Origin of the sequence: Vibrio sp. 1-2 (7-a) (assembly GCF_013048515.1) — a bacterium.
GTDB lineage: Bacteria > Pseudomonadota > Gammaproteobacteria > Enterobacterales > Vibrionaceae > Vibrio > Vibrio diabolicus.
Genome location: NZ_VHSQ01000003.1, coordinates 381,896 through 401,014, shown reverse-complemented (window position 1 = coordinate 401,014; position 19,119 = coordinate 381,896). Strand labels below are relative to the sequence as shown.

General features: G+C 46.2%; 16 protein-coding genes. 11 read left to right on the top strand and 5 right to left on the bottom strand.

The genetic code is table 11. The annotated features are described in order from the left end of the window. The first annotated feature begins 310 nt into the window (after positions 1 to 310). Together FKN08_RS12055 and FKN08_RS12050 are read left to right on the top strand one after the other, a co-directional pair. A complete protein-coding gene (locus FKN08_RS12055) occupies positions 311 to 2,344 on the top strand; it encodes a S8 family serine peptidase (RefSeq protein WP_170892213.1) in 2,034 nt (677 codons plus the stop codon). A 9-nt stretch (positions 2,345 to 2,353) separates the two neighbouring features. Next, positions 2,354 to 2,701 carry an ATPase gene (locus FKN08_RS12050; RefSeq protein WP_170892212.1) on the top strand — a complete coding sequence of 116 codons (348 nt, stop codon included), beginning with the start codon at positions 2,354 to 2,356 and terminating at the stop codon, positions 2,699 to 2,701. A gap of 72 nt (positions 2,702 to 2,773) precedes the next feature. Here FKN08_RS12050 and phnX read toward each other — a convergent pair whose 3' ends face one another. From phnX to phnW, 3 genes are all read right to left on the bottom strand, one after another. Continuing rightward, positions 2,774 to 3,589 carry a phosphonoacetaldehyde hydrolase gene (phnX, locus tag FKN08_RS12045; RefSeq protein WP_170892211.1) on the bottom strand — a complete coding sequence of 272 codons (816 nt, stop codon included), beginning with the start codon at positions 3,587 to 3,589 and terminating at the stop codon, positions 2,774 to 2,776. Positions 3,590 to 3,678: 89 nt separating this feature from the next. Continuing rightward, the gene (locus FKN08_RS12040; protein WP_170892210.1) at positions 3,679 to 5,058 is read right to left on the bottom strand and encodes an aspartate aminotransferase family protein; all 1,380 of its coding nucleotides are present in this window, start codon (positions 5,056 to 5,058) and stop codon (positions 3,679 to 3,681) included. Positions 5,059 to 5,084: 26 nt separating this feature from the next. Beyond that, positions 5,085 to 6,188 (bottom strand): 2-aminoethylphosphonate--pyruvate transaminase, encoded by a 1,104-nt coding sequence (gene phnW, locus FKN08_RS12035; RefSeq protein ID WP_170892209.1) that lies wholly within the window; start codon positions 6,186 to 6,188, stop codon positions 5,085 to 5,087. A gap of 266 nt (positions 6,189 to 6,454) precedes the next feature. On the opposite strand from phnW, the gene FKN08_RS12030 reads away from it, so the two are divergent. The 5 genes from FKN08_RS12030 (at position 6,455) to FKN08_RS12010 (ending at position 12,381) form a co-directional block, all read left to right on the top strand. Continuing rightward, complete coding sequence (locus FKN08_RS12030; RefSeq protein ID WP_170892208.1) at positions 6,455 to 7,465, top strand: putative 2-aminoethylphosphonate ABC transporter substrate-binding protein; 1,011 nt, start codon at positions 6,455 to 6,457, stop codon at positions 7,463 to 7,465. A gap of 325 nt (positions 7,466 to 7,790) precedes the next feature. Further along, positions 7,791 to 8,897, top strand: a complete 1,107-nt coding sequence (locus tag FKN08_RS12025; RefSeq protein WP_170892207.1) for a putative 2-aminoethylphosphonate ABC transporter ATP-binding protein — start codon at positions 7,791 to 7,793, stop codon at positions 8,895 to 8,897. Between the two features lie 8 nt (positions 8,898 to 8,905). Continuing rightward, complete coding sequence (locus tag FKN08_RS12020) at positions 8,906 to 10,630, top strand: putative 2-aminoethylphosphonate ABC transporter permease subunit (RefSeq protein ID WP_170892206.1); 1,725 nt, start codon at positions 8,906 to 8,908, stop codon at positions 10,628 to 10,630. A 9-nt stretch (positions 10,631 to 10,639) separates the two neighbouring features. After that, the gene (phnR, locus tag FKN08_RS12015; protein ID WP_053808131.1) at positions 10,640 to 11,341 is read left to right on the top strand and encodes a phosphonate utilization transcriptional regulator PhnR; all 702 of its coding nucleotides are present in this window, start codon (positions 10,640 to 10,642) and stop codon (positions 11,339 to 11,341) included. 131 nt (positions 11,342 to 11,472) lie between these two features. Beyond that, on the top strand, positions 11,473 to 12,381 hold the full coding sequence (locus FKN08_RS12010) for an EamA family transporter (RefSeq protein ID WP_170892205.1): 909 nt from the start codon (positions 11,473 to 11,475) through the stop codon (positions 12,379 to 12,381). 47 nt (positions 12,382 to 12,428) lie between these two features. Here the strand turns inward: FKN08_RS12010 and FKN08_RS12005 are convergent, their stop codons facing one another. Then, entirely contained in the window at positions 12,429 to 12,980 is a 552-nt protein-coding gene (locus FKN08_RS12005; RefSeq protein WP_047008000.1) for a porin family protein, read from the bottom strand. Positions 12,981 to 13,032: 52 nt separating this feature from the next. Beyond that, a complete protein-coding gene (locus FKN08_RS12000; RefSeq protein WP_046873855.1) occupies positions 13,033 to 13,941 on the bottom strand; it encodes a VirK/YbjX family protein in 909 nt (302 codons plus the stop codon). 424 nt (positions 13,942 to 14,365) lie between these two features. On the opposite strand from FKN08_RS12000, the gene FKN08_RS11995 reads away from it, so the two are divergent. From FKN08_RS11995 to FKN08_RS11980, 4 genes are all read left to right on the top strand, one after another. Continuing rightward, positions 14,366 to 14,725: a DUF3316 domain-containing protein gene (locus FKN08_RS11995; protein ID WP_005395335.1), complete on the top strand. Its 360-nt coding sequence runs from the start codon at positions 14,366 to 14,368 to the stop codon at positions 14,723 to 14,725. 216 nt (positions 14,726 to 14,941) lie between these two features. Then, positions 14,942 to 16,342: an FAD-dependent oxidoreductase gene (locus FKN08_RS11990; RefSeq protein WP_170892204.1), complete on the top strand. Its 1,401-nt coding sequence runs from the start codon at positions 14,942 to 14,944 to the stop codon at positions 16,340 to 16,342. A gap of 113 nt (positions 16,343 to 16,455) precedes the next feature. Further along, on the top strand, positions 16,456 to 17,580 hold the full coding sequence (locus tag FKN08_RS11985; RefSeq protein WP_170892203.1) for a carboxypeptidase family protein: 1,125 nt from the start codon (positions 16,456 to 16,458) through the stop codon (positions 17,578 to 17,580). A gap of 457 nt (positions 17,581 to 18,037) precedes the next feature. Next, on the top strand, positions 18,038 to 19,018 hold the full coding sequence (locus FKN08_RS11980) for an OmpA family protein (RefSeq protein WP_170892202.1): 981 nt from the start codon (positions 18,038 to 18,040) through the stop codon (positions 19,016 to 19,018). The last annotated feature ends 101 nt before the right edge of the window (positions 19,019 to 19,119 follow it).

The following is a 19,119-nucleotide window of genomic DNA, read 5'->3' as shown; positions in this document are numbered from 1 at the left end:
GTCAAAAAATCCATTCAGCATAGTAATCGATTAAATGCGTGTTATTTAGAATAATTACTCACTAACATTAATTTAACATGCATTTTTTGTTAATTAAGTGATTGCTTTATAAGGTTTTGTTTATGCTTTTTGATGTTAACTAAAAATGTTTTTTGAATGATCTTTTGTACAAAGTTGTATATTCATGAAACAAATTGTTTGGCATTTTTGGCCTATAAACTATAGCTGAAGCTCTCATGCGAACATCATAGTGATGACTTTTCATGAGAATATAGTGAATAAAAATTAGCTCAAATAAGGAATAGGGCAAATGCACTACACAACAAGTAAAAAACAAGGCTTATTTTCGTTGTCTGCCGTAGCGATAGCACTGACCACTTCTATGTCAGCGTTTGCGGCTCCACCAATGGGATTTGATGAATCTAAGTTACCGACGAAGTACATCGTCAAATTCAAAGAAGATGCAGTCAGCCGATCTTCAATGGGTGGTAACTCTTTTTGGGGACCACGAATCGCGCAGGAGTCTGTTTTAGAACAGGTGAAGGCACGTAAGGTGGAAAAACTGGGTAATCGCGCCATTTACAGCGTTGAGTTGGATGGTGATGACTTAGAACCACTTCGTAATCGCAGTGATGTGGAATATGTCGAAGTCGATCCGCCTCGCTATTTGCTCAGCGAAACTACCCCGTGGGGTTATGAAGCGGTTAATGCTCAACAGTTAGACGACTTCAATGCTGGTAATCGCACTGTATGTATTATCGATTCAGGGTACGACATCTCGCACAACGACCTAAGCGGTAACCGCGTTGCAGGTACCAACGATAGTGGTACAGGATCATGGAGCGATCCGGGTAACAATAACGCCCACGGTACTCACGTAGCAGGTACTATCGCAGCGATTGCCAACACCGAAGGTGTGAAGGGTGTGATGCCAAACCAGAATGTGAATTTGCACATCGTGAAAGTATTTAACGAATCAGGTTGGGGTTACTCATCTGGACTTGTTAAAGCGATCCAAACGTGTGCAGATAATGGTGCCAACGTTGTGAACATGAGTCTTGGTGGTAGTCAATCAAGCCGAACTGAGCAAAATGCACTGCAAAACATTTACGATCAAGGCGTTCTGCTAATCGCCGCAGCTGGTAATGACGGTAACACCGCACACAGCTACCCAGCTTCTTACGATTCAGTTATGTCTGTTGCTGCTGTCGATAACCAAAATGATCATGCGGCGTTCTCGCAATCTACTGATCAAGTTGAGATCTCTGGCCCAGGTGTGGCGATCTTATCAACGGTTACGGTAGGCGAAGGTAAACTTTCTGATATTACCTTGAATGGCGTAAGCCAGTTTGATCGCGGTATTGTACCTCACAATCGTTTGATTAATAACGGCTCTTCGTATGTGCCAGATCCAATCACTGGTTCAGTAACGGCAACGCTAGATAGCTGTGATGTATCTGGCGGTAACTTTAACTGTGGTGATATGTCAGGCAAAATTTGTTTGACTGAGCGTATTGGCAACCAGTCTTCAGGTAACTACCCAGAAGTGGATGCAGTTCAGGCTTGTTACAATGCGGGTGCGCGAGCTGCAATCGTATACAGCAACTCTGAACTACCTGGTTTACAAAACCCATTCTTGGTTGACACAAACAACGCTTATCGCATGGTTTCGGTGACGGTTGACCGTGCATTTGGTCAAGAGTTGCTGGGGTATGTAGGTCAAGAAATTACGGTTTCAACCACCTCTGGTGAAGATTACGAGTACTACAATGGTACATCGATGGCAACACCTCATGTAACTGGCGTAGCAGGCTTGGTGTGGAGTTACCACCCAACGTGTACAGCAGCGCAAGTACGTAATGCCCTAGTTCAAACGGCAACAGACATTGATGTCGCTGGACGAGACAACCGCACAGGTCACGGCCTAGTGAATGCGGAAGCGGCGAAACTATTCTTGGATGCGGGCTGTAACGGTCCTGACGGTGGCGGTAGCTCTTCGGACTCTAGCTTCTCAAACACCAGCCCTGTTGCGATTCCTGACAACAAATCTTCTGGCGCAATCAGCGCAGTAGATGTCGATCGCTCTGGTGATTCAGGTACAGTAAGTATTGACGTTGATATTAGCCACACTTACATCGGTGACCTACGAGTGACGCTAACTTCACCTACTGGTGGAGAAGTCGTGCTTCACGATAATACTGGCGGCAGCGCTAACGATATCAAAGCCACTTTCCAAGCGGATTTCTCTGGTTTTGAATCACAAGGTTCTTGGGAACTAAAAGCGGTAGACAGTGCCAGAAGAGACACAGGCACAATCAACAGTTGGACTCTGACTTTTCAATAAGGAGTGGCTATGAAGAAGTTGACCTTACTTTCTTTGTCTGCGGTGAGTGCTACCGCACTATTGGCAATCGGACTAAGCTCGGCCAGCTTGGCGAACAATCAAGGATTTCCGCTCGTGGATGAACGTTCTGAACAAGCTGGGCAACAACCTACGCGTTACTTTGTTAAGTATCACAAAGGGAAAGAGAGCGAAGTGAGAGCGCTTCTTCGTCAACATAACCTTAAAGTGGTTGATGCGTTGGTGAAGCAACAGGTACTGGTGGTGAGCGGCGAACAAGCTGACGTCGATAAGCTATCTGGTAACGAATCCGTTGAATACACCGAGCAAGAACCAACGAGAAAGTTGTTGTCTCAATAAGATAGCCTCAATATGAAAAACGCCCCTCACGTGAGGGGCGTTTTGTTTTCACTTATTGGTGGAAGATGAAGATTACGGACGCTCACCAGCTGCTAGGCGACGTTCGATATCTGCCACCACTTCTGGGAAGTCAGCAATGGTGTCGATGAGGTAATGCGGCGAGCTCTTGAGCAATTTTGCACGCGCTTTTTCACGAGCAGCATTAAGCGTTGCTTCGTCCGCAGCTTGGTATTCTTCAAATGTCAGACCCGCTTCGTTACCAGAAAGTAGAAGACCCACCGTCCACATGCCCGCATTGTGACCTTCAAAGATGCCCGGTGCTGAGTCGTCCACTTTGACGCATGCTTTAACGTCGGTTACACCAAGCTCAATCACGTTTTTCAGTGCCATAAACGGCGCAGGGCGACCACCTTGTGGCAGATCGTCTGTCGCGACAACGTAATCTGGTTGGTAGCCGTAATCCGCCGCAACCGGAATCAGTACATCCATTACTTCGCGAGGGTAACCCGAACAAGAACCGATCTTGATGCCTTTGTCTTTCAGACCGTTTACCACTTCAACTGCGTTGAGGATTGGTTCTGCGTGGTCAGCCACTTTTGCTTTTTGCAGAGGCATAAATGCCGCATAGATAGCGTCGATGTCTTCGCTGGTCATTGAGCGCCCAAACTTCTCGTTCCAACGCTTATCAACCGCAGGAATGCGACCCACAGCTTGGATGTGGTCCCACTTACCAAGCCCCATTGGTTCACGCGCCTCTTCAAGGTCGATATCGAAATCAAAGCCTTGCTTGAACGCTTCCACAAAGATGCTGGTTGGCGCGAAAGAGCCGAAATCGACGATAGTGCCAGCCCAGTCAAAGATCACTGCTTGAATTGGTGAGTTGCTCATGTTCAATCCTTTTTCTTGCTTGCCAGAGCGCTTGCCCACTCGTTGGAACCGCGCTCTGAATAAATTGGTTTTGTTGAGGTCTATTGACCCTAAAAGTAGTTAAAGTCTTTACACACTTTGGCGATGGCTTCTTCGAAGATCGCCAACGCTTTTGTTAGTTGTTCGCGGGTGATGATCAGCGGTGGGCTGAGTTGAGTCACGTTACCTTGCGATACCTTGAAGCTCACACCATTGTTGAGGCATTGGTACAACACAGCTTCCGCTTCGTCATACGCGCGTGCTTTGCTTTCGTGGTCAGTGACCAACTCAATACCCCACAACATGCCAATGCCACGAACATCACCAATCACAGGGTACTTGGCTTTCATCTCTAGCAGCTTTTCACGCATGAACTGGCTGTCGGCTTTGGCTTTATCTAGCAAGCCGTCTTGCTCAATGGCTTCCATGGTTGCCAGTGCCGCAGCACAACCGATAGGGCTTTTCTCATGAGTGTAGTGACCCATGGAGATTTGCTCGGCGGTGTTGTATTTGTCTTTGGTTACCATGGCTGCGATAGGCACTAAGCCACCACCCAAACCTTTACCGATGCAGAGCATATCTGGCTCGATGTCGTAAGCTTGGTAGGTAAACCATTCACCGCTACGACCCATACCGTTAGGGATGTCGTCGATGATCAGCATGACATTGTGTTTGTCACAGATTTCACGGATACGTTTCCAGTAGGCTTTACTCGGTACTTGTACGTCGGTATTACGAACCGCTTCTGCGATAAATGCGCCCACGCCGCCTTCTTTCTCAATCACGTATTCAAGGTAGTCGGCGTAGTGCACGTCGCTGCCGTCCGGGACCGGGAAAGCGCCACGATAAGACACCGCTGGTGGAATGCGCTCAACACCTGCCATTAATGGTCCCATACCTTGGCGGAAACACGCTTCACCACCCACTGAGATGGCATCTAGCGATGCGCCGTGGAAGGAATCCCACAGAGACACCACCTTGTAGTTGCCCGTGATGTGGCGCGCTAGTTTAAGTGCCATGCCAACCGCAGATGTGCCACCCGGAGCAAACAACACGCGGTTCAATTCACCGCCGCAGATTTGAGTGAGTTTTTCGGCACATTTAATCGCGGTCTCGTTGGTAAAACGACGTGGTGAAAACGGCAGTTTGGCAATTTGCTCTTGCACTCGTTTAATCACATGCGGATGACCGTAGCCCAACTGGTGGACGTTATTGCCATGGAAGTCCATGTACTTTTTGCCCGTGGCATCTTGGATGTAGATGCCTTCTGCTGCTTCCAATGTATCTAAGCAAGGCGTTGACATGGCTTGATGAAGAAAGACCTCCGAATCACGCTTCAACAAGGCTTGCGTGCGTTCGTCGTCCATCGATGCATTCCAAGCTTGGCGTGCCGGTGTCGTGTTGACATCACCTTCGCTGCGGAAATGAGTCGGTTTGATATTCTGAGTCATAACGCTCTCTCAATCAGAAGGCTGCTTTACGCAACTTGCCAGTACATTGCTTTTTCAATCGCACCGATTAAGCGCTCGATATCTGCTGGGTAAACTTCGCCAATGTTGCCGATACGGAAGCAATCTGCGTTCGATACCTTACCCGGATAAATCACAAAACCTTGCTCTTTCAAACGCGTGTAGAACGCTTTGAACTGGTAATCACTGTGCGTCGGAGAGTAGAAAGAAGTGATGATTGGCGAGTGAAGGTCATCACTCAGTAGCGGTTCGAAACCCAAAGAGCGCATACCTGCAACCAGTGTTTTCTGGTTAGTTTGGTAACGGTTATGACGAGCCTCAATGCCGCCTTCTTGTTCGAGTTCTAACAATGCTTGGTAGAAAGCGCGAACCGTGTGCGTTGGAGATGTAAAACGCCATTTGCCGTGGTTCACTTCCATGCAGTGCCATTGGTCGTAAAGATCAAGGCTCAAAGAACGTGCCTGACCTTGGCACTTTTCTAGCTCAGTTTGTTTCGCAATCACAAAGCCAAAGCCCGGAACGCCTTGAATACATTTGTTTGCAGAGCTGATCATAAAATCGATGCCTAGCTCAGCGATATCGATAGGAATGCCACCAAAGCTCGACATGGCATCCAGAATCACCACTTTGCCGTGCGCTTTTGCTGCAGAAGCAAATTCTTCAATTGGGTTAAGCATGCCAGTGGTTGTCTCGCAGTGAACAATCGCCACGTGTGTGATTGTAGGATCCGATGCCAATGCAGTTTCCACCTCGTTCAAGTGTGGCTGTGATGTTTCGCCTGGGGAAACTACATGGCATGGAATATTTAGGTAATCAGCGATCTGAGCGATACGCGCACCGTAAGCACCGTTGTCGACAACCAACAATTTTCCATCTTTGCCAATGGCGCTGCCAATCGTCGCTTCTACTGATGCGGTGCCGCTACCTTGCATTAGTACGCTGGTGTAGCCGTCTTGTTGAGTTGCCAGTTTTACAAGCTTAGTGCGGATCACTTCTACAATGTCTTTGTTGTATTCATCATCCCAAGTACACCAGTCTTTAAGCATGGCTTCACGTACCGTTTCAGAAGTAGATAGAGGACCTGGAGTCAGTAGTAGGTATTCGTTTTTCATCTCGATTTCCATCAGAATAGGCTAATTGGTCTACACCAAATTTCGAGTTCACTCTAACGAGGAAGAAAAGGGCAGTAAATAGGCGAATCTCCAATTTCATAAAACTTTAATATCCAGAAAATGGCGGATCAATTGAACGATTATTCAGCGCGAATTTTCGTAAAACTGCCATTTAATGGTCATAATTTCGTCATAAAGGCTCAGTAGGGTGGTTATCGTCAACTGGTGCAGACCAAATTAAAACTTAGCCAAATTAACTGGAGAAAATGATGAAAAACCGTTTGATGAAAGGATCGCTGGCTGCACTTGTCTCTCTGCTAGCTACGAATGCAATGGCAGCACAGGAAGTCACGGTTTACACCGCTTTCGAAACTGACATTCTTGCTAAATACAAGTCTGCGTTTGAGAAAGATAACCCAGATATCAAGATTAAGTGGGTTCGCGATTCAACCGGTATCATGACGGCGAAATTGCTGGCAGAAAAGAACAACCCTCAAGCGGAAGTGGTTTGGGGTCTGGCTGGCTCGTCAATGGCACTGCTTAAAGATGAAGGTCTTCTTAAGCCTTACACACCAAAAGGTTTGGAAGAGCTGCATGCGAATCTAAACGACCCTCAATCAAACCAAGCTTGGTTTGGTAACGATGCGTTCTTTAACGCAGTTTGTTTTAACGAAGCGGTAGCGCAACAACTTAACCTACCGAAACCAACGTCTTGGGAAGACCTAACAAAGCCGGTTTACAAAGGTCACATTGCAATGCCAAACCCAGCTTCTTCAGGCACTGGCTACATGCAGGTTTCTGCTTGGCTACAAAACATGGGTGAAGATCAGGCATGGAACTACATGCGTGACTTAGACAAGAACATTGCACACTACACGCACTCGGGCTCTAAGCCATGTGTTCAAGCGGGTATGGGTGAAGTGGCTATCGGTATTTCGATGGCGAGCCGCGGCGCGAAGCTGAAAACACAAGGCGCGCCACTAGCGGTGATCACACCAAAAGGCATCGGTTGGGAATCAGAAGCCGTTGGTCTAGTAAAAGAGTCGGATGCAGCGAAACGTGTTGTCGACTGGTCAATCTCTAAAGCGGCAAACGAGCTTTACGTAGAAATGTACCCAGTGGTTGCACATAAAGAAGTGAAAGCTACTGTGTCTAACTTCCCTAATGTTCAAGAGAACATGGCGAAGATGGACTTTGCGCAAATGGGCAGCAAGCGTGCAGAGATTCTAGCGGCTTGGTCTGAGAAGTTTGACGCGAAATCAGAGCCAAAATCTTAATTGAATTTGCTTTGAGTTGAATACTGAAATCCACCTCGGTTGAGGTGGATTTTTTGTTTTCTCTGTTATTTCAGAGTTTGCTGAAAGTAGATTCCTAGTCTCACCTAGGTTCGCTGGAATGACGGACTTAAGAAAGTTGGGAGCTTCTATCCGCACTCACAACGTCATTCTCGAGAGCGACGAAGGAGTGAGTCGGGAATCTCTAATTACCACTTGAACAAACCCCATCTCCCTTCATCTATTTGTCATCTTCTAGCTATAAATTTGTCATTGGAACGTAACACTCCAAAACTAAAGTTGGTATATACCATTTGGAGCGTGTGTTATGTCAACTAACCAACATTACCTAAATATCGAAAATGTAGTGAAGCAATTCGGACAGTTCATTGCATTAAAGAAAATCTCGCTAGCGATTGAGAAGGGCGAGTTTGTTTGTTTTCTTGGCCCTTCTGGCTGCGGTAAAACCACTCTGTTACGTGCCATTGCAGGTTTAGACTTGCCAACATCTGGTGCGATTTTTCAAAACGGTCAAGAGACCACATTCCTACCACCAGAGAAGCGTGATTTCGGCATCGTATTCCAATCTTATGCTTTGTTTCCGAACCTAACTGTGCAAGAGAATATTGCGGTGGGTTTGAAGAACCAAGGCATGTCGACCAAAGAAGCGTTAGAGAAGGTGGATTACTGGTTAGAAACCATTGGTCTTCCAACCTCTGGCGAGAAATTCCCTAACCAACTTTCTGGTGGTCAGCAGCAGCGTGTTGCTTTGGCTCGTGCATTGGCGCTATCTCCGGGTCTACTGCTACTGGATGAGCCGCTGTCAGCGCTGGATGCAAAAGTGCGTGTTCACTTACGTGACGAGATTTGTAAGTTGCAACGCAAGCTGGGCATCACCACGATCATGGTTACGCACGATCAGGACGAAGCGTTGTCGATGGCTGATCGTATCGTGGTAATGAACCATGGTGTAATTGAGCAAGTCGGCACACCCCAAGAGATCTACCAACAACCAGCAACGCGCTTTGTCGCTGAGTTTGTCGGCAGCATGAACTTTATAGAAACCTCAGTCGCAACGGATTCTCAGGTACGCATTGCTGAAACCCTGATGCCTGCGCCAAGCTTGACCAATCGTAAGATCCAACGTGGTGACCGCTTCGACCTTGCGGTGCGTCCTGAAAGCATCAAGTTCGTTGAAAACTACACCAACTCTTTACCTGTGCGAGTTACGGCAACCGAGTTTCTAGGGGCGTTTTTCCGTATTGATTGCGTATTGCAAAACGACAGCTCAACGAAAACCATCGTAGTGGATGTGCCTGTGGAAACGGTTCAAAAACTCAATATCAAGGCGGGCGATGTACGTTACATCCAGTTTGCTGAAGAAGGGCTGCATGGTTACGCCGTGCCCTCGGTTGAAAAAGCGCTAGCAGCGTAGGTGTAAACATGGATGCGAAGACAATGACGATGAATAGCCTGACCACACAAGACAAAGCAAAATCCCTACTCGGACGTGTCAGCCGCGACAACCTTGTGTTGTTTGGTTTGCTCGCTGGTTTGTCGACCATGATGGTGCTGTTCATCTTGATGCCGCTTTGGGCAATGTTGACCAAGAGTGTGCAAAATTCCGATGGTGAATTTGTCGGTCTGGCAAACTTTGCGACGTACTTTTCCTCTTCAAGCTTGTGGGTGTCGGTGGGAAACACCTTCACTTTGGGCGTGATTGTGACCTCTGTAGTGGGTGTGCTTGCGTTTGGTTATGCCTACGCGCTGACTCGTTCCTGTATGCCGTTTAAAGGTTTGTTTCAAATCCTAGGTACTGCGCCGATTCTCGCGCCTTCGTTGTTACCAGCGATCAGTTTGATTTTCCTTTTCGGTAATCAAGGCATTGCCAAAGAGATGCTGTTAGGAAACTCGATTTACGGCGTGATTGGTATCTCGATGGGTTTGATTTTCTGGACCTTCCCTCATGCATTGATGATTTTGACTACTTCGCTGCGTACTTCAGATGCCCGTTTGTATGAAGCAGCCCGCGCACTTAAAACCTCACCCATCAAAACCTTCTTCATGGTGACGTTACCTGCAGCGAAATACGGTTTGATCAGTACGCTTATCGTGGTCTTTACACTGGTTATCACGGACTTTGGTGTGCCGAAAGTGATTGGTGGCAGCTATAACGTTCTGGCGACTGACATCTTCAAGCAAGTTGTGGGACAGCAAAACTTTGCTATGGGTGCGGTGACCAGCATTATGCTGTTATTCCCTGCGGTAATGGCGTTCGGCGCAGACCGTTGGGTACAGAAAAAACAAAAGAACTTATTCGACACTCGCTCGGTGCCATATCAGCCAGAGCCGAACAAAGCGCGCGACAGCATTTGTTTGGTTTACTGCAGCATCATTTCTATCGCAGTGTTGGCGGTTTTGGGTATGGCAGTGTATGGCTCGTTAGTGACGTTCTGGCCTTGGAACAAAGCGCTAACGTTAAACAATTACAACTTTGCTGAAATGAGCACTTACGGTTGGGGTCCATTCTTCAACTCACTAACGCTGGCAGGTTGGACGGCGGTTATTGGTACAGCCATCATCTTTGTCGGTGCTTACTGCATTGAGAAAGGGCGTGCGTTTGGTCCAATTCGTCAGGTGATGCAAATGCTTAGCGTGGTACCAATGGCAGTTCCGGGTATGGTACTTGGCTTGGGTTACATCTTTTACTTCAACGATGCAAACAATCCTTTGAACGTGCTTTATGGCACCATGGCATTCTTGGTGATTAATACGGTAGTGCATTACTACACCGTGGGTCACATGACTGCACTGACAGCGCTAAAGCAGTTGCCATCGGAGATTGAAGCCACGGCGGCATCGGTGAAGCTTCCTCAATACAAGTTGTTCTTTAAAGTGACATTACCTGTGTGTTTACCTGCGATTTTGGACATTGCGACTTACTTGTTTGTTAATGCATTGACCACCACTTCTGCGGTAGTATTCCTTTACTCAACCGATACGATTCCGGCTTCGGTCTCGATTCTGAATATGGACGATGCAGGTCAAACTGGCGCTGCAGCGGCAATGGCTGTGATGATTATGATGGCTGCCGCAATTGCGAAGATTGTTCAGATGACTTTGGGTAAATTGTTAGAGAATCGCACACAAGCTTGGCGCAAAAGATAAGGACACTTCGTGCAATACGTAAAAATTAAAGATTCGATTGTTGAACAGATTGAAGCGGGTATGCTATCGCCGCGTCAAAAACTGCCAGCAGAGCGTAAGTTGGCGGAGTCGTTCGATACTACACGCGTCACTTTGCGTGAAGCTTTATCACTGCTAGAAGCGGAAGGTCGAATCTATCGCGAAGATCGCCGAGGTTGGTTTATCTCACCTGAGCCATTGCGTTACGACCCTACCCAAACGCTAAACTTCCCGAACATGGCGAAAGCGCAAAATCGTGTGCCAAAAACAGAAGTGATAGCCGCAAAAGGCACTTTGGCTAATAAATTGGCCGCTCGTTTGTTGGACCTTCAGCCGTTTTCAGACGTATTTCGTGTCGACCGCGTTCGTTACCTAGAAGAGCGTCCGGTGGTTTATGTCACGAACTACATTCGACCAGACATATTTCCCAACTTATTGTCTTATGATTTATCAAACTCGTTAACCGACATTTATCGTGAACACTACGGTGTGACGTATCAAAAAATTCGTTACCGAATTTCGACTAGTACTTTGTTGGGTGAGGTGGCACAGGCATTGCGCGCGACGTCTGGTACGCCTGCAATGGTGGTTGAACGTATCAACTACAACCAACATGGCGAGTTGATTGACTGTGACATCGAATACTGGCGTCATGATGCCATCAGCATCGAGTCTGTCGCGGAGCTGAATTAATCTCTGTTTGCTGGGCATCTGTCTAGTTGGCAGCGAGCAATTTATATCTCAAATTCAAAGGCTCCATATTGGGGCCTTTGTTGTACCCAAGCACCTTGAGGGTATCTAAATATCATAAACAGGAAAACGGAATGGATCTCTTGGCAATCGCACTCGTTGTATTGTCTGCGGTTATGCATGCTGGCTGGAATATTCTTGGTAAAAGCAATGCTGGTTCAGGGCTAGCGTTTACGATGGCGGCAAGTTTATCTGCTTGCCTTCTGCTCACGCCTTATCTTATTTGGTATCTCTTTAACATTGGCTGGACGACGTTGCCCAACGTGTTTTGGGGAATGCTGTTTATCAGTGGTTTATCTCAAATCGTCTATTTGATTGGTTTGATCGTGGCCTACAAGCACGCTGATGTGGGAGTTATTTATCCGATTGCGAGAGCACTTCCTGTAATGATGGTGGGTGCACTCACCGTCGCCTTAGGTTATGAGTTGAATGCTCAGCAGTGGTTGGGTTTCCTGCTTATTACTTTAGGTTGTGTCCTAGTTCCAGTGACCAGCTTTCGTCAAATTACTCTTGGGGAGTACCTGAATGTTGGTGTGTTTTGGGCCTTGATTGCAGCGTTTGGCACGACGGGTTATTCCGTTGTGGACAAGCAAGCATTGAATCTGCTAACTCAACAAACATCGACCATTCTTAACGACAACTATAGCGCGATCTTTTATCTAGGCGTGCAGTTTTGGGTTATGGGAGTACCGGTTTTATTGTGGTGTATTGTTTCGGGGAGTCAGCAAGAGCTACAAACCGCTTGGATGATACGCAAAAGTGCGAGCATGGCTGGCATCATGATGGCATCAACCTACGGCTTGGTGCTGTTTGCGATGACCATGACTGATAACGTCAGCCTTGTTGTGGCTTTGCGACAAATCAGCATTGTATTTGGTTTATTAATGGGCGTGTGGTTGTTGGCTGAAAAATGGTATTTCATGCGAGGCGTCGGGGTGCTGTTGATCCTGAGCGGAATCATTCTGTCATTGAGCCCTGCTTGAGGTATAAAGCACCGATGTCGATTCGGTGCCTTGGCACAGCTAAACTTTTAAAATCGCAATTGTGCACCAAACATCACACCGCCAGAATCAAAATCGCTATTCTTGGCGTAGTTGTACTCTAAGTTCAAACCAAAGTGTTTATAGGCCCAAGCGACACCAGCAGCGGCTTCTCCGCCAAGACTAGACTCGTCATATTCTTTATTCTGACCATTGTTTTTAAGCGTGTAACTTAACGTGTAGTAAGTGATACCGCCTTTCCCGTAAAGCTCAAAGCCAGCTCCCAGAGGGTAACTTGCGTAACCGCTGAGTCGAGGCCCGCCATAACTGACATCGGTGATTTCTGTTAAGGGACTGATAAGTACGGAGCCAATGCCGTTAAATGCGCCCTTATAGCCGGCTTCAATACCAAAGTTGTGATCGAACATGTAACGGTAATATACATCACCAAGGAACATGTCACCTTCATCATGGCTATTGTTCACATCGTAACTAACATTACCGTAGCCTAAATTTGCTCCAACAACATGTTGGGTTGGTTGTGCATGAGCCGTTAAGGAAAGTGCGGACAGTAAGCATGCAACGGCGTACTTGTAAGACATAAAAACTCCGAATCATAAAATGAAAAAACAAAACGTCATGTGGTGCGTTGGGTTAACGTAGCCTTGTCATGAACTCCGCTTTGGTATTGTCTAACCATTCGTAACGACGTCGATACATCGAACGCTTAGAACGCGACATGCCTTCGATATCACGACGCGGGGCATTCACATCGAGTGAGTAGAAATGACGGTTGTATTCGGTGCCGCCCAACTCTTGCCAGAGTGCATCGTAATCCGTTTTGATTCGTCCTTTACTGTAGCGTCGTGCAGCATAAGTATGGGATTGTGTTTTTACCGCTAGAATCGTATTCACTTCCCAAATTTGCGCGAGTAAAGTGAGCAAACTCACCATCAAGCTTTTTGGTCTTTGCCCGTAAAGCTTACGAGTTAATTTTTTAATTTTCGCGTTGTTCTCTTCACTGCTGCGTGGCCCTTGCAAGCCGCCAATCATAATGCTGCGTCCAGACTCTATGTGGCCGAGAGTAAATGAGAGTGTATAGAAGTTGCCATCCTCCGCGCTGTGTAGCACTAGGCTCATGTCGCCTTCTTTTTGGTAACGCGCTTCGTACACCAATCGCACAGAGTACAATGTCTCGTCGATTTCAAATGATGTTAATGTTAAGCCTGTCGAATCGGTATAGATCTCTTCAATGGTCTGTTTAGAAAACAGCTCTGAAATGGTTTTGTAGTGATCAACCACTAGGTTTGAACGATCGAACGCTGAGTTATTTTTGATGATGTAGGGACGAAACGGTTTTTCTAAAAATCGGTGCGTACGTGCACAAAGCATCTCTAGCAATGACGATTCAATATTATCTGACAGGTGCTTAAACGCTCGTTTGTAGTAAAGTGCACGCAAGATGAACTTCGCTCTGTAGGTCCAAATTGGCTTATAGACATCAGCATAATCATCTGAGTAAATTGATTTGCTATGGTAAAAAATGGATTTGTTCGCGGTCATTTTCACTCCAGATTAACGTGTGCTCAACAGCCACAATTAAGAACCGACGGACGAGCAGCGAAGAACCCGAAAAAGGGGGAAATGCAAAGCACTACTAAAAGGGGAGGTTTTGCTGTGCCCGACGTTTATATAAGGTTTTGAACACTGTTCTTTTGTTGGGATTCTAAGAGAAAATTGACCTTAGGTATTGTATGGGTTGGTAAGGAAATGTCAGTTTGGAAGCCACTTTGAACGTTGTGATTACGAGGTAGAAAAATGCTCGTGTTGGCAGAGTATGATGCCGTGTTGCTAAGTTAAAGTGAAATGAGTTGAACAAGAATTGAACGTTATTTGAAATTATTTTGACGTGTTTCTGGTCTTTATACGTACCTTATAAATATCGAGCCAATTTAGGCCCGATATAAAGGTAAGTAAGGAGAGGTTTATGAAACGCTTAATGACTTTAGCAAGTATGATTGCTCTGACTGCTGCACCTTCTGTTGTTTTTGCTGGTGGCTATCAGTGGACAAACGATACCGAAACGATCCATGGTGATGTTATGGATAGCAAACAAGCGGCTTATGAAATGGGTCGTGACATGATTCAGAACTATCAAAGCAAATCACCAGGTCAGCTTCGTGACGAGTTTACAAGCCTTACAGAGTATGTTGATCGCCAGTCGTTTTCTATCACCGACTCAAAAGTCATGGTGAATGAGTTCTTGCAAAGTGACGGGCAAGTTGTATACCAGCCTATTCTCAATGTTCAATACGAGTACCGCATGCGTGAAACCGGTAAATACTAACCAGTAAGACGGTCTCGATTTTCCGATAATTTATATCCTTGCTGTTTGTTTTGGGGAGCGCTGCTCCCCTTTTTTGTATTCATTGATAGCGGAAACTTCCACTCTCTCAGCGCAACATTTGCTATCGCTCAGCGTTAGATATTCTTGCTCGTTGATTGTGCTCATCGTTTGTAAAGTGTTTACAGAAACGATGCAACGCACTAACAAGGATATCCGATGACACACAGTTCATACTGGTTCAAACAGGCCATTGAAGCTGAACAGCCAGAAACGCCGCAACCATTACATCAAAATATTGATACCGATATTGCTATTGTCGGTGGTGGCTACACCGGACTTTGGACAGCGATTATGATTAAGCAGCAATCTCCTGAAAAACAGGTGGTTGTTATCGAAAAGGGCTTGTGTGGCAGTGGTGCATCGGGCGCGAATGGCGGCTGTATGCTTACATGGTCGACAAAGTTTCCGACGTTGAAACGACTATTTGGTGAAGAACATGCTGTTTGGTTGGTAAAAGAGTCGGAACAAGCGGTGTTGGAGATTGACGACTTTTGTCAGCAATACAATATCGATGCGCAATTATCGTTAAAAGGGGTTTATTACACCGCAACCAATCAGACTCAGAAAGGTGGAATGCAGCCAGTTGTCGACGAGTTACAACGGCTAGATGTGAACAGTTGGCGTCGTTGCTCGGTGGAGGAACTGCGTGCCAATGCGGGTTCACCTCGCCATATTGAAGGCTATCACTCTCCGGTTGCTGCTAACGTACAACCCGCCTTACTCGCACGAGGGTTACGCCGTATCGCTATTGAGTTGGGTGTGGAAATTTATGAGAACACGCCAATGACGCGTCTAGATTATGGAGAACCTGCGACTGTTTGTACTCCTGAAGGCAAAATTCAAGCACATAAGGTGGTGTTGGCATTGAACGCATGGATGGTTGAGCAATTTAAGCAGTTCAAAAACAGTATTGTTGTGGTGTCTTCGGATATGGTTATTACCAAACCGCTTGGTGATACTTTGTCTCAATCTGGTTGGCAAGCAGGTTCGAGTGTGTTGGACTCACGCATCTTCGTACATTATTACCGAGATACGCCAGATAGCCGTTTGATGCTAGGTAAAGGCGGTAATCAGTTCTCTTTCAACAACCAAGTTGACGCGATGTTTAACAAGCCGACGCGTTATCAAACGCTACTAAAAAAATCATTCGACAACCTTTTTCCTCGCTTAAAAGGGGCTGAATTTGAGTACTCTTGGACTGGCGGTTCGGATCGCTCCGCAACTGGGTTTCCTTTTTTTGGCCAATTGGATGAGCAAAGTAATGTCTTTTACGGATTTGGTTATTCAGGTAACGGCGTTGCCCAAACTCGAATGGGTGGAAAAATTTTATCGTCGTTGGTGTTAGGGCTAGATAACGAATGGACGCGAAGTGGTTTAGCGCAAGGACCGCTTGGGTATTTTCCACCAGAACCAATACGTTGGCTGGGAGCAATGATGGTACGAAATGCTGTTCGCCGAAAAGAGGAAGCGGAAGACAATGAGAAACATCCGTTTGTTTGGGATAAATGGCTAGCGAAACTCGCAGGACCAGCAGGCAAAGCGGATAAGCTCGACTAAACTGAAGACTTTAGCCACAAACGAGACAGTTTGCAGTGAAAGTCATTGGGGGGCGATGTAGCCTTGTGTTAGCCTCTGTCTTTCAAGCTCAGATTTAAAAGGTGAGTAATATAATGAAAGTATTCAGCAACTTCGATAGCGGCAGCATTCACGTAGTGAAAGCGGACGACAAAAATGACATCCAACTTAAAATCCCTAATGACAATATGTCGGAATTCTACCAGTGGTTCCATTTCCGTCTAGAAACCGAAGCCGAGCAGTCGCACACGATCAAACTGCTTGATTTGGCTAAGTCGGCTTATCCAGAAGGTTGGCAAGGTTACGATGTCGTGGCGTCTTACGACCGTGAAGAATGGTTCCGTGTACCAGCAGAGTTCGATGGCGACACGCTGACTTTCACTGTTATCCCTGAGCGTAGCTCAATTTACTTCGCGTACTTTGCGCCTTACACATACGATCGTCATTTAGACTTGTTACACATGGCACAAAGCGCGCACCACTGCCAACTAGAAACATTAGGCCACACATTAGACGGCAATGACATGAGCTTGCTAACGTTTGGTGAACCGGAAGAAGGCAAAAAGAAAATCTGGATGATTGCACGCCAACATCCGGGTGAAACCATGGCTGAATGGTTCATGGAAGGCATGATCCAACGTTTACTGGATGAAAATGACACGGTTGTGCGTGCATTACTGGAAAAAGCAGTGCTTTACGTGGTACCAAACATGAACCCAGATGGTGGTATTCGCGGCCACTTGCGTACGAACGCGGTAGGCGTGAACTTGAACCGTGAATGGCAAACTCCGTCTATGGAGAAAAGTCCAGAAGTCTACCTTGTTCGTCAACGTATGCTGGAAACGGGTGTTGACATGTTTTTAGATATCCATGGTGATGAAGCAATTCCTTACAACTTCGTCGCTGGCTCAGAAGGTATTCCTTCTTACGATGAAAATCTTGCCGCTTTAGAGGCATCATTTAAGCAAGCGCTACTGACTATTACACCTGAGTTCCAAGATGAGATTGGTTATGATAAAGATGAGCCGGGTAAAGCGAATTTGACGGTAGGCTCAAACTGGGTCGCGGAGCAGTTCAAATGCCTGTCGTACACGATCGAGATGCCATTTAAAGACAACAACAATCACCCAGATCCGCTTTATGGTTGGTCACCAGAACGCAGTGTATTATTTGGGCAAGATGTCTTAGCTGCAACGCTTACCGTGGCGGATAAAATCTAGTTCGATAACTTAACGTCTGTTCATTATTTCGAAAACAGCTCATTTTAAATGAGCTGTTTTTTTATGCCTTCGATATCCATTCTCTCCTGTAAAAATTTGTTGCCATTCACAGGCTTAAATGTCGATTCTTAAATTTGAGAAAATGGGTTTTTATGGTGATTTGCGTCACAGAAAACTGGCTATTTTGTGATATTCTCCGCAACGAATTGACTATGGCTAAACCAACGCAACGAGACTTTATTTCTCGGTTGGGTATGCGGATGAAGCTCATGAATAGATGGTCTTGAGGTTATCTTTCTCCGTTTTACGTCATTGGCGTTTGAATATCATTTTTTGATTCTTTCCTACGCTATTTAGCTATTTCTGTTCGAAGAAAAGAGAAAGTTACGGCTTCATATTTTACGGCAGTATGCTGCCTCGATGTGTTGCTTTGTGTACAAGAAAAAGGAAAAGAATAATGAAAAAAATCGCTATAGCAGTGGCTACTGTACTTGCTGGTGGTGTGATCTCAAACGTTGCACTTGCTGACACTTACATGGGCGGTAAAGTAGGTTACAACTCTCTAAATGATGCGTGTTACCTAAACGAACCTTGTGACGACGACAGTTTTGCTGCATCTATGCACTTGGGCTACAGCTTCAACGAGTACGTTGCAGCAGAGTACGGTGTTGATTACCTTGGTGACTTCACTGCAAACTTCAAAAAGCCGGGCCTAAACACCGTTGACGGTGATCTTTGGGCGTTGACTCTTGCTCCTAAATTCAACCTACCGCTAACGGATTCTTGGAATCTATTCGCGAAAGTTGGTGCTGCATACATGATGGCGGGTGACGAAAAAGATTTCGTACCAACAGGCTCTCTAGGTGCTGAGTACAAAATCAACTACAACTGGAGCCTACGTGCTGAATACCAACGTTACCAAGATATGTCTGATGACGTGATTGAAGATATGGATTCAGATTTCTTCGGTATTGGTTTTAACTACAAGTTCGGCTCTGAGCCAGTAGTTCAAGAAGAAGTGGTTGAGGAAGTAGTAGAAACACGCCCTGCAATACGTATTGTTGAGCATGTTTACCCTGCTCAAACAACAGCGACAGTACAATTCGACCTAGAAAGTGCAGAAGTGAAAGATGCATCGACCCTTTCTGGTACCGTTGATCTGATGAACACTTACCCACAAGCTCAAGTTGAGATCACGGGTTACAGTGATACGACGGGTTCTGCTGCGTACAACCAGCAACTTACAGAAAAACGCGCGAAAGCTGTTGCTGACGAGTTCCAAGCAAAAGGTATTGCGGCTGAGCGTATGACAGTGAAAGGCATGGGTGAAGCTAACCCAGTAGCAAGCAACGAAACACGTCAAGGTCGTCAAATGAACCGTCGTGTTGAAGTAGTTGTCCCTGCGTTTGAATACCAAACCACTGAGAAAGCAGAATAATTCCTGCTTAAGAGACAGTTCCAAAAGCCAGCGTGTATCACGCTGGCTTTTTTGATCCCGCTTAACAAACTCAGCACTTTCATCAATTTGTCATCACCAGT

What these genes read in the sequence shown, in the direction of transcription:
- FKN08_RS12055 (WP_170892213.1), top strand. Translation starts at nt 311, where the DNA reads ATGCACTACACAACAAGTAAAAAACAAGGCTTATTTTCGTTGTCTGCC.
- FKN08_RS12050 (WP_170892212.1), top strand. Translation starts at nt 2,354, where the DNA reads ATGAAGAAGTTGACCTTACTTTCTTTGTCTGCGGTGAGTGCTACCGCA.
- phnX (WP_170892211.1), bottom strand. Translation starts at nt 3,589, where the DNA reads ATGAGCAACTCACCAATTCAAGCAGTGATCTTTGACTGGGCTGGCACT.
- FKN08_RS12040 (WP_170892210.1), bottom strand. Translation starts at nt 5,058, where the DNA reads ATGACTCAGAATATCAAACCGACTCATTTCCGCAGCGAAGGTGATGTC.
- phnW (WP_170892209.1), bottom strand. Translation starts at nt 6,188, where the DNA reads ATGAAAAACGAATACCTACTACTGACTCCAGGTCCTCTATCTACTTCT.
- FKN08_RS12030 (WP_170892208.1), top strand. Translation starts at nt 6,455, where the DNA reads ATGATGAAAAACCGTTTGATGAAAGGATCGCTGGCTGCACTTGTCTCT.
- FKN08_RS12025 (WP_170892207.1), top strand. Translation starts at nt 7,791, where the DNA reads ATGTCAACTAACCAACATTACCTAAATATCGAAAATGTAGTGAAGCAA.
- FKN08_RS12020 (WP_170892206.1), top strand. Translation starts at nt 8,906, where the DNA reads ATGGATGCGAAGACAATGACGATGAATAGCCTGACCACACAAGACAAA.
- FKN08_RS12010 (WP_170892205.1), top strand. Translation starts at nt 11,473, where the DNA reads ATGGATCTCTTGGCAATCGCACTCGTTGTATTGTCTGCGGTTATGCAT.
- FKN08_RS12005 (WP_047008000.1), bottom strand. Translation starts at nt 12,980, where the DNA reads ATGTCTTACAAGTACGCCGTTGCATGCTTACTGTCCGCACTTTCCTTA.
- FKN08_RS12000 (WP_046873855.1), bottom strand. Translation starts at nt 13,941, where the DNA reads ATGACCGCGAACAAATCCATTTTTTACCATAGCAAATCAATTTACTCA.
- FKN08_RS11995 (WP_005395335.1), top strand. Translation starts at nt 14,366, where the DNA reads ATGAAACGCTTAATGACTTTAGCAAGTATGATTGCTCTGACTGCTGCA.
- FKN08_RS11990 (WP_170892204.1), top strand. Translation starts at nt 14,942, where the DNA reads ATGACACACAGTTCATACTGGTTCAAACAGGCCATTGAAGCTGAACAG.
- FKN08_RS11985 (WP_170892203.1), top strand. Translation starts at nt 16,456, where the DNA reads ATGAAAGTATTCAGCAACTTCGATAGCGGCAGCATTCACGTAGTGAAA.
- FKN08_RS11980 (WP_170892202.1), top strand. Translation starts at nt 18,038, where the DNA reads ATGAAAAAAATCGCTATAGCAGTGGCTACTGTACTTGCTGGTGGTGTG.